Genomic DNA, 15005 nt, shown 5'->3' on the forward strand with positions numbered 1-15005 from the left:
ATAGTACGTAAAGGATTAAGCAATTAAAGAATAAAAATTAAAAAAGCTCTTAGTTTTAATTTTTATTTTTTAATTTTTATTTTTTGACGTTATTATTGTAACATTTTTGATGCCTCGTTACCCTCAACGCCGATCTGCAAGCTTATGGATCTCAAATCTCTGATTCGCGACATTCCTGATTTCCCCAAGCCGGGAATTCTGTTTCGAGACATTACAACTTTGCTGCGCGACCCGCAAGGGCTGAGCTACACCATTGACAGCTTAGCAGAAAAATGCTCTGCAATGTCTGTTGACTACGTAGTGGGCATGGAATCGCGGGGCTTCATCTTTGGCGCGCCGTTGGCTTATAAAATGGGAATAGGCTTTATTCCTGTCCGCAAACCAGGGAAACTGCCAGGTGCGGTTCATTTTGCTGAGTACGAGTTGGAGTATGGTGTCGATCGGCTGGAGATGCACCGAGATGCGATGACATCCGGCAGCCGGGTGCTGATTGTGGACGATTTAATCGCCACTGGCGGAACAGCGGCGGCGACGGCTAAATTGTTAGAGCAAGCTGGCTGCGAGCTTGTCGGTTTTGCTTTTATCATTGAATTGCAGGCCTTGGGCGGCAGGCAGAAATTGCCCGATGTGCCGATCGTCACGCTAGTGGAGTATTAGTTAGTTAAGTGTTGGCAGTTGACAGTTGACAGTTGACAGTTGACAGTTGACAGTTGACAGTTGACAGTTGACAGTTGACAGTTGACTGCTGACAGTTGACAGTTGACTGCTGAGTAAAAACTACTGACAAATAATATCCTTGACCTTTGCATCGGAATTATTAATCTCTCTCTTCTCTTTCTCTGCGATCTCTGCGTTCTCTGTGGTTAAATCATTCCGATGCAAGCGGCATTAATATCATTCACAATTCTTCAAATCTAAAATCTAAAATCTAAAATCTAAAATCCTATGACTTCTATTAAATTGAATCGAAATTGGCGAATGTTGAGTTCTCTGTTTAGCAGCGAGACATTTACTTATGTTTTCAAGCGACTGTTGCAGGCACTTTTAACCCTATTTTTGGCATCGATGCTTTGTTTTGCAATTATTGAGCTAGCACCGGGAAATTACTTGGATACTTTGAGCCAAAATCCCAAGATTTCGCCGGAGACACTCAAGCAACTCGAACAGCAGTTCGGCTTAGATAAACCAGCGATTGTGCAGTATGGGCGGTGGCTGCAACAAATTGTGACGCGGGGGAATTTTGGCACGAGTTTTGTGTATCAGCGATCCGTAGCTTCGCTGCTGTGGGAACGGGTACCGGCGACGTTATTAATGGCGATCGCATCTTTGATTGTAACTTGGGCGATCGCCATTCCCTTGGGAATTGTCGCCGCCGTCAATCAAAACCGCACAGTCGATCGAGTTCTGCAAGTAGTCAGCTACACGGGACAAGGATTTCCCAGCTTTATCACAGCGTTGCTGCTGCTATTTTTTGCTCAGAATACTTCGCCTCTGTTTCCCGTCGGAGGAATGACAAGTATCGACCACGCAGACTTACCTTGGTGGGGTCAAATCCTCGATTACGGCTGGCACTTAATTTTGCCAACAGTCGCCCTCAGCCTTACTGGTTTTGCGGGTTTGCAAAGATTGATGCGCGGACAATTTTTGGACGTGCTGCGTCAAGATTATATCCGAACAGCACGGGCTAAAGGTTTGCCGGACGATCGAGTAATTTACGTTCATGCTTTGCGGAATGCAGTTAATCCGTTGATTACGCTATTGGGTTTTGAGTTTGCTAGTTTGTTGAGCGGTGCGTTTATTGCCGAATATTTCTTTAATTGGCCGGGTTTGGGAAAGCTGACTCTGGATGCGGTGAACAATCAAGATTTGTATTTAGTAATGGCAAGTTTGATGATGGGTGCGACGATGTTGATTGTGGGGAATTTGTTGGCGGATTTGCTGCTGAAGGCTGTCGATCCTCGGATTAAACTGGAAGATTTGAAGTGATAGAATCATATTTGACTATAAATTTGATTCTCGTTAAATTCTGTTGTGACACAACCATTTTCCAATAATGTTCCTAGCCCTCGCTTTTTCAATCAGTCCCCCGCGACGCTAAATGATGAAATTCGATCGGCAGATGAGTTAGGTATCAGACCCATTAAAGTGGGAGAAGCAGGATTTGACGATATAATTAATGAAGGTACTGTCAAATGGGCAGTGACAACCAACCTAGAACTCCTTATAATTCCGAAATTTTTAAATGTTATACCAATTTAATGTGAAGTTGCACATATCTCGATCCCCCTTAATAAGGGGAGTAGGGGTTGACTTTGAGAAGAATCTTGTCCCCCCCTTTGTAGGGGCGGTGCCCCCGTGCCCGCCCTCTTGGTTAGGGGGGATCAGATTCTACGGGGCCTCATAAAAAATTGGTATTAACAATGAAATTTACCATACGGTTATAACTCGCGGTCAGCCTGTTTTGGCGGCGGGAGAAGCCGAGATTGTCGGCACCAACGGTTTGTATATTTTGCTAACAATCAGCAATCATAGCGGGCATTTTAGACCCAATTCAGAGAGCTTAGAACTAGGAATTGCAGCCTTTAGGCAGCAAGGAGTTGATACAAATAATGCTGATATCGAATATGTGGAGTAGATAAATTATGACGGGAGCATCTCACCTTTGCAGCCCTCCGCTAGAAATTGGAGTTTTGAGGCAGGAGGCAGGAGGCAGGAGGCAGAAGGAAAGAGGAAGAAGGAAAGAGGAAGAAGGAAAGAGGAAGGAGGAAGGAGCCAGAAGAAGGAAGGAGCCAGAAGAAGTATTTTTACAAATATGAGATGCTCCCATTATGACTCAATCTCCTACGACAATATCCCTCGATCGCATTCTCGAACAAAATGCCGAATCTGTACTGATTTGGGCGAACAACATATTTTCAGGTCAAACCACCGAACCACAAGGGTTTAACTGGCTATTATTAGCCGATGTTGCCTCGGCTAAGGCTCGAAAAGGTCAAAATGGTTCCGGTTTGTGCGATCGCAAATGGGCAGAAGTCGCGATCGCAATTTACGATCGCAAGGCCGATGATGCCGATCGCACAAAACCCGGTAGTGGCGAGTCTTTTACGATTTCCTCAATGATGTTGCGGGCTGCGATGATAGAAAAACAGGAAGTAATTTCCGATCATCCTGTTCTCGATGTTAACTTAATTTTAGAATGGTTTTGGGATAACATCAAAGAGTCGCAGGAAGATGTCGAAAAAAAGGCAGCTAATTGGAAAACGCTACCTATTGCAGAAATTCGCGAGTTAAGAAAACTTAAAAATCGATTGAAAGTTATTGCAGCACTTTCTGATACTGATAAATATGTTTTAGATGAAAAACTCAACACTTGGCTTTTACTACGCGATAAACTACCATAAAAGTGCGATAAATATTCCCATGCCCATGCCCATATACCATTCCCCATCTCGGAGTGTTTTATGTCAGAAAAACAACCAAACGAATCAATTAGTTTTAGCCGCTTTGCCGACTGGTGCAGGCATATTGACAGTCTTTCAGAAGAGGCAAGGCGCACAGTTAAAGTGTTGTTAAAAAAGGCTGGCACTGATGACGCTGAAGAAGCGGAGCGGATACTTTCAAGCATGACAAAACTGGATCTCAGCGACAATGAAATTACCGACATCAGCTTTCTCGGCTCGCTCACCAATCTGACCACACTGGATCTCAGCGACAATGAAATTACCGACATCAGCTTCCTCGGCTCGCTCACCAATCTGACCACACTGTATCTCTACAGCAGTCAAATTACCGACATCAGCTTTCTCGGCTCGCTCACCAATCTGACAACACTGTATCTCAGCAGCAATCAAATTACCGACATCAGCTTTCTCGGCTCGCTCACCAATCTGACAACACTGGATCTCAGCCACAATCAAATTAGCGACATCAGCTTCCTCGGCTCGCTCACCAATCTGACCACACTGAATCTGTGCAGCAATAGAATTACCGATATCAGCTTACTCGGCTCGCTCACCAATCTGACAACACTGAATCTCAAGGGCAATCAAATTACCGACATCAGCTTCTTCCGCTCGCTCACCAATCTGACAGAACTGGATCTCCGGGACAATGAAATTACCGACATTAGCTTCCTCGGCTCGCTCACCAATTTGACAACACTATATCTGTGCGACAATCAAATTACCGACATCAGCTTTCTCGGCTCGCTCACCAATCTGACAAAACTGGATCTCGAAAACAATCAAATTACCGACATCAGCGCCTTGCGATCGCTCACCAAGTTGATAAGACTGTATCTCAATAACAATCAAATTACCGCTCTGTGCGTGTTAGGCGAACTCGCACAGACACGCCTTACTTTCTCGACTAGACCAATTGATGGTCAAAAAGCCACAGAAGCAGTCAAAGTTGCCTACGCCGCTATTGGCCTAGAAGAACCCGAAGTTATTATTTGCAGCAGTCCCGGCGACGCTTATCTCCAAATCTTCAACTTTCCCAAATGTGACCATTCACAAAACTGCTCAGACGAATGGGACAGGAATAGATCGGGAGAAAAGCTAGACTGGAAATGGATATCCCAATCGATTGTGAGAGACTTTGCAAGTCCGGAAGTGTGGGAGTATGAACTCTATAGCATGACGATCGAGCCCGAAGCAGACAGCACAATGAGTTCGCTAATGAGGGAATTGGTTGACAGCTATGGGCGATCGGAACAAAGGAAGGGGAAGGTTTTTCCCAATTATTTGTTACCCCTTAAATCCCCTGAAACCCCCACGAGTTTGTTTAAGGAAATCTCTTTGACGGAATGGTATATTTCTTCATTAGGCGTCAATATTTCCCAAAAGACCCAAGAAATACTTCGCTGCCAAAAGCTGCTTTTCGAGCATTGCGGTTTTATATTTCCCTTTGAAAAAATTTGCTTTGTGTGCGATCGCCCCCGCCACCTGCGCTTTGACAGTCAAAACCGCTTGCACGCTGAAGCAGAACCTGCGATTGAGTTTGCGGATGGATGGAATTTTTACTATTATCACGGCGTCAGATTGCCTGAAAACTACGGCCAAATCCACCCAAATCAATGGCAATCCCAATGGCTTTTAGCAGAAGACAATGCCGAACTTCGGCGAGTGTTAATTGAAGGAATTGGTTACGATCGCATTTGTCAAGAGTTGCAAGCAAAACAAATAGATAGTTGGCAGGAATATACACTATTACAAATAGATAATGCCGATGTCGAGCCGATTTGTTTGTTAAAAATGACTTGTCCGAGTACCGGATTCATTCACGCTTTGAGAGTGCCACCTAACGTGACATCAGCTAGGGAGGCAATTCGCTGGGTAAATTGGGATATTGATCCAGAGGAATTTTCCGTGCAGACTTGATATAGCAGAAGGAAGAAGGAAGGCACTACACGGATTAACACGGATACACGGATTAAAGGGTGCGCGTATCAGATGTCATACCGAATCAGCGATCGGGAAGAAGGAAGACTTAATACTAGCAAGAAATTTAGCGATCGAGAATGTCCTTGTTTTAATTTCAGAAACGAGATGACAATTCCTGCAAGAACGAGCTAGGCTAGCTGTAGGCATCTATTTCAATCGGGACTTACGCACTGGCGATCGGAAACGGTTTTTTTTTGGGAATACTTAATTATAGCACCCAAAAGCGACAAAAACCCGGTTTCTTTGGTGTTGATGCGTAATATCCTGTGCGGTAGATTAGCGATTTGTCGTCGAGGGGGCAGGTTTATGAGATTGTCAGTTTTCGGCAATTATTGTCGGTGAACCTGCCCCTACAAGACATGGCGTTTGTAATAACGTATCGGATCTATCTGAGATATTGCAGCATTCTTCATTAGCTGTAGGGGCGGGTTCGCCAGTAGGCTTAAAGTTTGCAGACAGGTTAAATAAACCCGCCCTCCCCCACGAATAATCCCCTCAAATCAATCAGACTCGATATAACTCCTATTATTCCCATGAATGCACCGATAAAAATTCATTCACCCTCAAAACATGGCAAAACAACTAGCAATAGAAACTCGCGGGCTGACGAAACAATTCGATCGCCATATAGCCGTCAATGACATCGATTTGCAAGTAGCAGCAGGCGAAGTATGCGGACTGATCGGCCCCAACGGTGCCGGAAAAACTACTTTGCTGCGAATGCTGGCGGCGGCTGAGGAACCGACTATAGGGGAAATTTACATCAACGGGGATCGGTTATTGCGCGATCGATCGCACCCCATACTCAAACAGCGCATCGGCTTTCTTCCCGACGACTTTCCCCTCTACGACGACTTGACTGTTTGGGATTATTTAGATTATTTTGCGCGACTCTACAACCTCCAGCAACCGCGCCGCCGATCGCGAATCAACTCCGTGTTAGAACTCGTGCAACTAACCAACAAGCGCAACAGCTTAATTTCCACCCTGTCGCGGGGGATGAAACAGCGCCTGAGTTTGGGGAGAACTATTATCCACGAACCGCTATTGTTGTTGTTAGACGAACCCGTTTCTGGCTTAGATCCGATCGCCCGAATGCAGTTCCGCGAAATTATCAAAGTTTTGCAAGAAGCCGGGATGACCGTAGTCATATCATCTCACGTCCTCAGCGACTTAGCCGAACTTTGTAGCTGGGTGGGTATCATGGAACTCGGATATCTGGTCGAAAGCGCACCTTTACAAGAACTTTACAAACGCCTCAGCCGCCAGCAAATTTTCCTGTCGGTTTTAGGAAATAAATTAGAAGCCCTAACATCGGAGTTAAAAAACTTTCCTTGGGTGGAAAATTGGGCAATAATCCCGGAAACTCAACAGGTGTGCGTTGATTTTTCAGGAAGCCCGGAAGATGCCGCAAATTTATTACGCGAACTCGTCGCGGCGAAGATTCCGCTAACAGAATTCCACTGCACTCAAGAAGACTTAGAAACCATCTTCCTCAAGATGGGACACCAGCAAGCATCCTAATTTGCTCATTCCCACAATCACATTTATTCTTTGTGGAACGGGCATCTTGCCCGTTCTTCTTGAGAATAATTCAACAGTGAGTTATAACTGAGTTATATTCTTTACGGTTGGATCGGAATTATTTAACCGCAGAGAGCACAGAGGACACAGAGGAAGACAAGAGAGAGAATTACCAATCCAATCACCAATAACTAATCAACCATGACACTCAACTTATTAGATAAAATAGGCAACTGGAATCCCCAGTTATTTCGAGAAATCAAAGGCCGCTTGAAGATTGGCAATATGGCGCTAGCCTCTGCCCTTTCCCTAAGCGGTCAACTGCTGCTGTTCATGTATTTCAGAGCCCAGATACCCGTTCCCCCTGCTAATGGGAAGTACACTAATCCCATCTATCACAGATTTTGCACTTTAGATGAGGCGGCCAATTCCTATGAAAAAATCTGCGTCAGAGATGCCTTCAGCAACTTTGTCATTAACTGGCGGGAGTGGTGGCTAGAGATATTCGTTTGGCTGAGCATATTTAGCGTCTTAGCTTTATTAGTAGCAGGGACTTATCTACTTGTCAGTGACTTAGACAAGGAAGAACGCCGCGGCACGCTCAACTTTATTCGCCTCAGTCCCCAGTCTGCCAAAACAATTTTTCTGGGCAAAATTCTTGGCGTCCCAATTTTACTGTATCTAGCAGCAATTCTGGCAGTACCGCTGCACTTGTACGCTGGATTAGCTGCTCAAATACCCCTGAATGAAATTTTATGTTTCTACACAGCAGTTGCAGCTAGCTGTGCTTTATTTTACAGCGCTGCGATGCTGTTTGGATTGACAACCAGTTGGTTGGGAGGATTTCAACCTTGGTTGGCTAGCGCTACGGTTTTTGTTGTGTTTGGGATGTCTGCGATCCAGTTAACGCGAACTGCTTGGGATTTGCTAACCTTTTGGTCTCCCATTCCTATCCTGAGATCTCTGCTTTTTGGAGTTGGTGTTAATAACAATCATGCTTTCCATTGGTTAGCAGCAGACTTAGATAAGTTGCAATGGTTTTACTCGCCAGTGGGTACAAATATTGCGAGTGTTCTTGGTTTGTCTCTCTTGGTTTGTGGTACAGGAACCTATTGGATTTGGCAGGGATGGCAGCGCCGCTTTCCAAATCCCACTGCTACAGTTTTGAGCAAGCGACAAAGTTATTTGGTAGTTATCTGCTGTCAGCTAATAATTTTAGGGTTTGGACTCCAATCAAGTCTCGCATCCTACGGTAATAGCAGCGGTTTACTTGTCGTGAATTTGCTGATGTTCTTAACTTTAATTGCAGCTTTAACATCTGACAGACAATCTTTGTACGATTGGGCAAGGTATAGGCAACAAATCGTTCCCAGCAGTCAGAAGTTGTGGCGACGCTACCCGCTACTCGATTTAATTTGGAGCGAAAAAAGTCCGGCTGGAGTTGCGATCGCGATTAATCTCATCAGCTCAGTGATAATTTTAACACCTTTGACGCTGTTTCAAAAAATTGAGACACAAGAATTTGGGGGCGTAATTTGCTGCCTTAATCTCATCCTAATTTACGCAGCCATCACCCAACTATTCCTTTTTACAAAAACCAGAAATCAGGAAATTTGGGCCGCAGGCACTGTCGGTAGCGCTATCTTGTTGCCGCCTCTGATTTTATCTATGCTGTTGCTAACCCCAGAAAAAGCTCCTATTTTCTGGTTGTCTTCAACCTTTGCTAGCTTTTGGTCTACCTCGTCTCTCGTAGCATCAGGAAATACCATTTTGTTTTCGATACTCAGTCAGTGGAGTGTCTTGGTGTTGTTGAATATCAAATTGAGGTCGCAACTCAAACTGGCTGGGCAATCAGCTTCTAAAGCACTGCTGAAAGCTTGAAAAAGCTGGGGAAGGGATTAAACGTGAAATTCCGATTCAGGCAGGGATTTAAACCCCTGCCTGAAAGCTTAAGGATCGTGGATGAAATAACTTCCGTAGGTTGGGTGGAGTGGAACGGAGGGTTCGTTCCACTCCGCCCAACCTACAAAAAATGCAAGTTATTTAATTCTCATTCCTAAGTCGTGTGAAAACTACTGTTCAACTAACTTATTATGCCAATTCCGCATTTATAATCCACTTTATATTGAGCGATTGTGGTCGCCGCTACACACACAAAGCCCACCTTCGCAGGCTTTAAGATTAAAGTTGAAAAAAAATTCTGACCGTACAGATCCAAAATTATAGAGTCAGCGTATATTACTAATGAACGCAGTACAAAATTTCATAGGTTCGCACCGCTAAAAAATTCAGCTTGCCTGTTTTCAGTTGAGCTGCGATCGCCCTTGGCTACACACCCAACTATAAAATACGGCTAAGCGATCAGTATTTAGGAGTGGGTTTATTTGAATCGGGGGGCGGCTTTATATATCATTTTGGCTGCGTGTAATACTTTTATTCCAACCCATCCCTACAGCCGAAAATAAGAAAAACTATCCTAAAAGTGCGAATTTGTGATATTTTGACTGAGAATACCACCGCCATTAGGCAACAGAAGTATCAAATTTAGAGGGTGATTAGAAAATGGCAGAAATTAGAGACACCGCACAAGCAAACTTGCTAGCAGGAACTCCAGAAAATGACCTGATTTTTGGTTTGATGGGCAATGACACCATTGCCGGAAACTCTGGTAATGACAGCATTTATGGCGGGAAACAAAGCGATTTAATTGAGGGCAATTTAGGTCAAGATTCGCTCTTTGGAGATTTAGAGAACGACACTGTTAACGGCGGAGAAGGTAACGATTTTTTAGTGGGCGGAAAAGGCAGCGATTCCATATCAGGCAACTCCGGCAATGATGTTTTGTCCGGGGATCGAGATACTGATGTCCTGATAGGCGGAGACGGGGCAGACCTATTTGTTTTGAGGCGCTACGCGGAGGCTGATCCTGGTCGTACCAGCGGCGGTGTTAGTTTGGCAAATGCCGACCTGATCGCCGATTTTGTACCAGGTACAGATTTAATCGGTTTGGCGGAAGGTCTCAGTTTTAGCGACTTAAATATTCTGGAAGCTGGAAACGATACTGTTATTCAAGACCGAGTGACTGGAGAATTTCTCGCTACTCTCAGAGGGGTGAGGCAAAGTGCGATTAACCAGGCAAGTTTCACTAATAATATTGGCAGCGTTGTTCCCAACCCCCCGCCTCCAGCGCGGACAACGGCTTATGCTTTAACTCCTGCTAATCGGATTGTCGGTTTTAGTCTTTCCAATCCCGGAAGTGTGCTCTCAGATTTGCCCGTGACTGGATTGCCAGCGGGAGAAAGTTTGCTGGGAATTGATTATCGGCCGGCTAACGGTTTGCTTTACGGTGTGGGTTCTAGCAATCGCTTGTATACTGTCAATCCGATGACTGGGGAAGCAAGTCCAGTCGGTAACGGGCAGTTTGCTGTTCCCCTAACTCCGGGGGCTGCGGGTTTTGATTTCAATCCGACAGTCGATCGAATTCGGTTTGTCAATCAAGCCGATCAAAACGCCCGCCTCAACCCGGATAACGGGGCTATTGTGGATTTTGACACGCTGGCGGGGGGAATTCAACTCGACGGGAATTTGGCTTATGTTGCGGGCGATCGCAATTTTGGGTCAAATCCGGCGGCTGCTGGGGCTGCGTATGTGAACAACTTTGCCGGGGGAACTTCGACAACCCTGTTTGTAATTGACAGCGATTTGGATGTTTTGGTGCGACAAGATCCGCCGAATAATGGAGGGTTGAATACGATCGGATCTTTGGGAGTTGATGCTACTAGCGTTCTCGGCTTTGATATCAGGAGTATTGGCGGCCGCGAGGTGGCAGTGGCGGCGCTGGAAGTCGGTGGCATTTCCGGCTTGTACAATATCAATTTAAGTAGCGGTCAAGCTTCCTTTGTCGGTCAAATTGCCGACGGGAGACAGATTAACGGTTTGGCTTTGCCTTTGCCTACAGCTTACGCTTTAACTGTTAGAAATGGCGCTGAAACAATTGTCGGTTTTAACGAGGCGGCACCGCGGGCGATTCTCAGTGACGTGGCAGTTACAGGGTTGCAGCCGGGAGAAAGTTTGCTGGGAATTGATTTTCGCCCCGCTAACGGTGTGCTATACGGTGTGGGTTCTAGCAATCGCTTGTACGCGATTAATCCAGTTACTGGGCAAGCAAGTGCCGTCGGTAGCGGGCAGTTTGCTGTTCCCCTAACTCCGGGGGCTGCGGGTTTTGATTTCAATCCGACGGTCGATCGAATTCGCTTTGTCAATCAAGCCGGTCAAAACGCCCGCCTCAACCCGGATACGGGGGCAATTGTGGATTTTGACACGCTGACGGGGGGAGTTCAACTCGACGGGAATTTGGCTTATGCTGCGGGCGATCGCAATTTTGGCAATCCCGGCGCGGCGGCGGCTGCGGCGTATGTGAATAACTTTGCAGGGGCAAATTCGACGACACTATTTGCAATTGACACCAATTTAGATGTTTTGGTGCGCCAAGATCCTCCCAATAATGGGGTGTTGAATACGATCGGATCTTTGGGAATTGATGCTGGTACCGTTCTCGGCTTTGATATCAGGAGTGTTGGCGGTAACGAGACGGCTTTGGCTGCGATCGAGGTTGGCGGAGTTTCCAGCCTGTACAATATCAATTTGACGACTGGTCAAGCTTCGATTGTCGGTCAAATTGGCGACGGCCGGGGATTAAAAGGTTTGGCACTGACTTTGATTTAACTGCTAGATTCCCAGCGATTTTAGGCATCAATTATGTACTTTTTAGGTAGAAAGTTGAAAACAACTCAACTTTTCTACAATCGGAAATTGTCAGTCTAAAATCGTTTGGGCAATTCCCAATTCCCAATTTGAGGTAACATATTATTTTGACAACCAAGATAAGATGTTATCTCAAGTTTTTTACTTGCTACGTTCCCGCAGTGACGGCAAATATCTGTCCGCGAATCCCAATCCAGATGCGGCAGTGAGTTACCTGCTGATGTTTCGCGAAGACTATGACGCTTTGAGTTATCTCAACGCCCACGCTGCTGATGTTGCCGATCGATTCGGAGTAGAATCGATTTCCGGTTCTCAGGTAAAAAAGCTACTCGAACGTTGGGGCTTTAACGGTGTGGGGGTTGTTCAAGACCCGCTGTTACCCAATATTGAGTTTTTATTGACAAATAATTGACAATTGACAAGATTTGCGCTTCACCCGGTTTCTGGAAGAAATCGGGTTTTTTCGTCAAGTTTTGGGGCGATCGGTCGATCGAGCTTGTACAGTTCTGTGCCCCATATCTAGTGCAAATTGTCAAATATATTAACCTTTTACCCTAAATCTGAATCCTGTTGTATATTCGTAGTTTGATATATTCCGACACGTCAGTACACAACCTATGGTTCGAGAATTAGAGCGATCGAGTGCCAGCGACAAACGCAACCTGTCCGATTTCCCCGAAACAGCACCCGCAGCCAATCCAGTATTTTTCAGGACTTACAGCCGCCGTACCGAGACGGGAAGGGAGACTTGGGCCGAAGTGTGCGATCGAACAGTCAAGGGGCTGCAAAAGCTGGGAAACCTCACCCCCGAAGAAACACAACTGCTGCACCGGATGCAAAACCAGCTCAAAACCCTCGCTTCAGGCCGCTGGCTGTGGGTAGGCGGCAGCAAATGGATCGAGCAACCAGAGAATTTTTCCGGCGCATATAATTGCTCCTCAACAAATATTCTCGACTGGCGTTCCTTTGGTTTGTTAATGGATTTGGCAATGATGGGCTGCGGCACCGGCGCAGTCTTGGAACCACAATATATCAACCAACTTCCGCCGATTCGCAACCGTTTAACCCTAACCATGCAAGGCGAAATCGGCTCTACACCCGCCCAGTCGCGCCGTCAAGAAACAGAAGTAAAAATAGCAGAAAAAACCGCCACTATTTATGTCGGAGATTCTCGCCAAGGTTGGGTAAACTCCTATCAAACTTTGCTGGAATTATCCACAGATGAAAGATTTGCAGGAGAAGTTCAAGTTTTCATCGATTTGAGCGATGTTCGCCCGGTGGGAGAACCTTTAAAAGGTTTTGGCGGAGTAGCAAATCCGGTGAAATTGCCCGACCTTTATCAGCGCTGCGCCGCTATTTTGAATAAAGCTTTAGGGCGGCAGTTAAATTCAGTTGAATGCTGCGTGTTGATTGATGAAGCTGCGGTCACGATCGTCGCCGGCAACATTCGTCGATGTATTGCTTACGGAGCAAGAGTTTCAGCCATTTCAGGCATGAAGCCAATCCAAGATATTCAGATTGGGGAGTTGGTGTTAACTTCATCTGGTGAATATCGTCCGGTTGTTAATAAATTTATCCAAGGCAATCAGGATGTTGTAGAAATTCGCACCCCAGCAACTTCAATTCGGTGTACTGCAAATCATCGCGTTGCTGTCTATGACGGACTGCGATCTTATACTTGGAAATATGCAGGCGAATTGCAAAAGGGCGATCGGCTAATATCCGTCCCTCACTCGAAAGGACTGCCTAACTCTACAACAGATTGGGCATGGCTTATCGGGTTTTTTATTGGCGACGGTCACGCCGATTTAGAATCTACTAAAAGACGAAATGGTGGTGGTGGAGTCGTTAGCTTTGCCATTTCAACCCAGCGTTTGCAGGGAATCTTAGGAGAGAAGATTCTCAGAATTCTCAGCAATCTTGGGTACTCTCCAACCTTGAATATTCAAGGTAATCATGCCAATATCAATGTTTATCGCAAAGAATTTGCGGAAACTCTCGGACAGTACAAGCAACCTTGGCAATGTCCGATAATTCCAGAGTTGGTCTGGCAAGGAAATCGGGAAATTCGAGCTGCTTTTATCGCGGGATTGAGCGATGCAGATGGCACTCCTTCCAGAAATGTTTTGGTCAACTCTAACAAGTTAGAATTTTTACTAGAGGTTCAAAAACTAGCACTTTCTCTCGGAATAGCTACAACTTTTCAAGAACGCAAACCTAGAGTGCTCAAAGGTCGGGATAAGGTGTATGATGCCTGTCATGCTATTCACATTCAAGGCTTGCAATCTCAAGCTGTAGCTGTGGGTTTGGTCAATCAATTTGCAGTACGTGATGGCTTTACTATCCGTCAAGGTAAAAAGAATGGATTATCATTACCTTATCAGTTAATTCAACAAGCCTCTGCCGCAGGTTGGAAACCTTTTGTAAAATCTCATGCCTCTCGGTTAATTGCTCATCCAACGGGACGAGGACATAGAGATGCAAATTGGGATGCTTTAATGGCAGAGGATGCGGTAAATCCTCACTGGTTGCCCTTAGAAGTTCTGTTTGTAGCACCAGCCGGTGAAGCTGAAACTTTCGATATTGAAGTCGAAGGAGATCATGAATTTATTGCTGATGGGTTGTTGGTGCATAACAGTGCGGGAATGCGTCAGTTTTCTTTTGATGACGAACTGGGGGCAAATGCTAAAAATAATTTGTGGCAACAAGATGAAAGCGGCAACTGGAGAATAGATCCAGAACGCGATGCCCTTCGGATGGCCAACCATACGCGAGTTTTCCATACCAAACCTACACTAGAAGAATGTATTGATGCTGTCCGCAAACAGTATTACAGTGGCGAAGGTGCGATTCAATGGGCCGGCGAAGCTGTAGCTCGATCTAACGTTGATTTACTTTCAACACCGAGTCTTAGAAGTGAGTTTTTGAAAGCTTACGACGAAGGAAAAGCTCAAGAGTGGTTGCAGGAACGCCATCCTAATATGACCGCTGGCGAGTTAGAGCATCGGTTAGTCCGTGTGGGCTTAAACCCGTGTGGTAAGTAATTTTGCCTCACGTTAAAAACCTCGCAAAATCGGAGAAAACTGAGATGTTAATTCCGAGGTAAGTAAAGGAATTAAAAATCCTTTGCCACCGTAGAGCGTACCGGGTGAACCTTCTTTTTTGAAGAATATAATCCTGGCAAGAGTGCGGGGCATTTACAACTATAGTAAATGAAAAAGTACGCCGAGCTACAGGTAAGATGGAATCTGTAGAACTAGAGGATAAAAAGCC

13 protein-coding genes and 2 pseudogenes are annotated in these 15005 nt (G+C 45.5%); 14 read left to right on the top strand and 1 reads right to left on the bottom strand.

All coding sequences use genetic code 11. From position 1 onward, the window contains the following. Positions 1 to 144: 144 nt before the first annotated feature. The 14 genes and pseudogenes from QUA00_RS04235 to QUA00_RS04295 all read left to right on the top strand — a co-directional run bounded on the left by QUA00_RS04235 (position 145) and on the right by QUA00_RS04295 (position 14776). Positions 145 to 657 (top strand): adenine phosphoribosyltransferase, encoded by a 513-nt coding sequence (locus QUA00_RS04235; RefSeq protein WP_333040475.1) that lies wholly within the window; start codon positions 145 to 147, stop codon positions 655 to 657. 288 nt (positions 658 to 945) lie between these two features. Further along, positions 946 to 1986: an ABC transporter permease gene (locus QUA00_RS04240; protein ID WP_333408790.1), complete on the top strand. Its 1041-nt coding sequence runs from the start codon at positions 946 to 948 to the stop codon at positions 1984 to 1986. Positions 1987 to 2031: 45 nt separating this feature from the next. Next, on the top strand, positions 2032 to 2259 hold the full coding sequence (locus QUA00_RS04245) for a hypothetical protein (RefSeq protein WP_333408791.1): 228 nt from the start codon (positions 2032 to 2034) through the stop codon (positions 2257 to 2259). Positions 2260 to 2461: 202 nt separating this feature from the next. After that, the gene (locus QUA00_RS04250) at positions 2462 to 2635 is read left to right on the top strand and encodes a hypothetical protein (protein WP_333142514.1); all 174 of its coding nucleotides are present in this window, start codon (positions 2462 to 2464) and stop codon (positions 2633 to 2635) included. 7 nt (positions 2636 to 2642) lie between these two features. After that, positions 2643 to 2816, top strand: a complete 174-nt coding sequence (locus QUA00_RS04255; RefSeq protein WP_333142515.1) for a hypothetical protein — start codon at positions 2643 to 2645, stop codon at positions 2814 to 2816. A gap of 12 nt (positions 2817 to 2828) precedes the next feature. Continuing rightward, positions 2829 to 3401 (top strand): hypothetical protein, encoded by a 573-nt coding sequence (locus tag QUA00_RS04260; protein WP_333408792.1) that lies wholly within the window; start codon positions 2829 to 2831, stop codon positions 3399 to 3401. Positions 3402 to 3623: 222 nt separating this feature from the next. Further along, positions 3624 to 4313 (top strand): annotated as a pseudogene (locus QUA00_RS36735) (leucine-rich repeat domain-containing protein); the annotation flags it as partial. A gap of 483 nt (positions 4314 to 4796) precedes the next feature. Continuing rightward, positions 4797 to 5381: pseudogene (locus QUA00_RS36740) on the top strand (DUF6745 domain-containing protein); the annotation flags it as partial. A 72-nt stretch (positions 5382 to 5453) separates the two neighbouring features. Further along, entirely contained in the window at positions 5454 to 5576 is a 123-nt protein-coding gene (locus tag QUA00_RS04270; protein WP_333408794.1) for a hypothetical protein, read from the top strand. A 438-nt stretch (positions 5577 to 6014) separates the two neighbouring features. Continuing rightward, positions 6015 to 6968 carry an ABC transporter ATP-binding protein gene (locus QUA00_RS04275; protein WP_333408795.1) on the top strand — a complete coding sequence of 318 codons (954 nt, stop codon included), beginning with the start codon at positions 6015 to 6017 and terminating at the stop codon, positions 6966 to 6968. Between the two features lie 201 nt (positions 6969 to 7169). Continuing rightward, positions 7170 to 8849 carry a hypothetical protein gene (locus QUA00_RS04280; protein ID WP_333408796.1) on the top strand — a complete coding sequence of 560 codons (1680 nt, stop codon included), beginning with the start codon at positions 7170 to 7172 and terminating at the stop codon, positions 8847 to 8849. A gap of 681 nt (positions 8850 to 9530) precedes the next feature. Next, positions 9531 to 11693: a DUF4394 domain-containing protein gene (locus QUA00_RS04285; protein ID WP_333408797.1), complete on the top strand. Its 2163-nt coding sequence runs from the start codon at positions 9531 to 9533 to the stop codon at positions 11691 to 11693. 163 nt (positions 11694 to 11856) lie between these two features. Continuing rightward, positions 11857 to 12144, top strand: coding sequence for a hypothetical protein (locus QUA00_RS04290; protein WP_333053679.1), 288 nt, complete (start codon positions 11857 to 11859; stop codon positions 12142 to 12144). A 205-nt stretch (positions 12145 to 12349) separates the two neighbouring features. Beyond that, complete coding sequence (locus QUA00_RS04295; RefSeq protein ID WP_333408799.1) at positions 12350 to 14776, top strand: LAGLIDADG family homing endonuclease; 2427 nt, start codon at positions 12350 to 12352, stop codon at positions 14774 to 14776. 12 nt (positions 14777 to 14788) lie between these two features. Here the strand turns inward: QUA00_RS04295 and QUA00_RS04300 are convergent, their stop codons facing one another. Further along, positions 14789 to 14929, bottom strand: coding sequence for a hypothetical protein (locus tag QUA00_RS04300; RefSeq protein ID WP_333408800.1), 141 nt, complete (start codon positions 14927 to 14929; stop codon positions 14789 to 14791). Positions 14930 to 15005: the final 76 nt, after the last annotated feature.

This window comes from Microcoleus sp. T2B6, assembly GCF_036700475.1.
Classification (GTDB): domain Bacteria; phylum Cyanobacteriota; class Cyanobacteriia; order Cyanobacteriales; family Microcoleaceae; genus Microcoleus.

Bases quoted from the DNA above. Each gene is read 5' to 3' on its own strand.
- QUA00_RS04235 (WP_333040475.1), top strand. From the start codon at position 145: ATGGATCTCAAATCTCTGATTCGCGACATTCCTGATTTCCCCAAGCCG.
- QUA00_RS04240 (WP_333408790.1), top strand. From the start codon at position 946: ATGACTTCTATTAAATTGAATCGAAATTGGCGAATGTTGAGTTCTCTG.
- QUA00_RS04255 (WP_333142515.1), top strand. From the start codon at position 2,643: ATGACGGGAGCATCTCACCTTTGCAGCCCTCCGCTAGAAATTGGAGTT.
- QUA00_RS04260 (WP_333408792.1), top strand. From the start codon at position 2,829: ATGACTCAATCTCCTACGACAATATCCCTCGATCGCATTCTCGAACAA.
- QUA00_RS04270 (WP_333408794.1), top strand. From the start codon at position 5,454: ATGTCATACCGAATCAGCGATCGGGAAGAAGGAAGACTTAATACTAGC.
- QUA00_RS04275 (WP_333408795.1), top strand. From the start codon at position 6,015: ATGGCAAAACAACTAGCAATAGAAACTCGCGGGCTGACGAAACAATTC.
- QUA00_RS04280 (WP_333408796.1), top strand. From the start codon at position 7,170: ATGACACTCAACTTATTAGATAAAATAGGCAACTGGAATCCCCAGTTA.
- QUA00_RS04285 (WP_333408797.1), top strand. From the start codon at position 9,531: ATGGCAGAAATTAGAGACACCGCACAAGCAAACTTGCTAGCAGGAACT.
- QUA00_RS04290 (WP_333053679.1), top strand. From the start codon at position 11,857: ATGTTATCTCAAGTTTTTTACTTGCTACGTTCCCGCAGTGACGGCAAA.
- QUA00_RS04295 (WP_333408799.1), top strand. From the start codon at position 12,350: ATGGTTCGAGAATTAGAGCGATCGAGTGCCAGCGACAAACGCAACCTG.
- QUA00_RS04300 (WP_333408800.1), bottom strand. From the start codon at position 14,929: ATGCCCCGCACTCTTGCCAGGATTATATTCTTCAAAAAAGAAGGTTCA.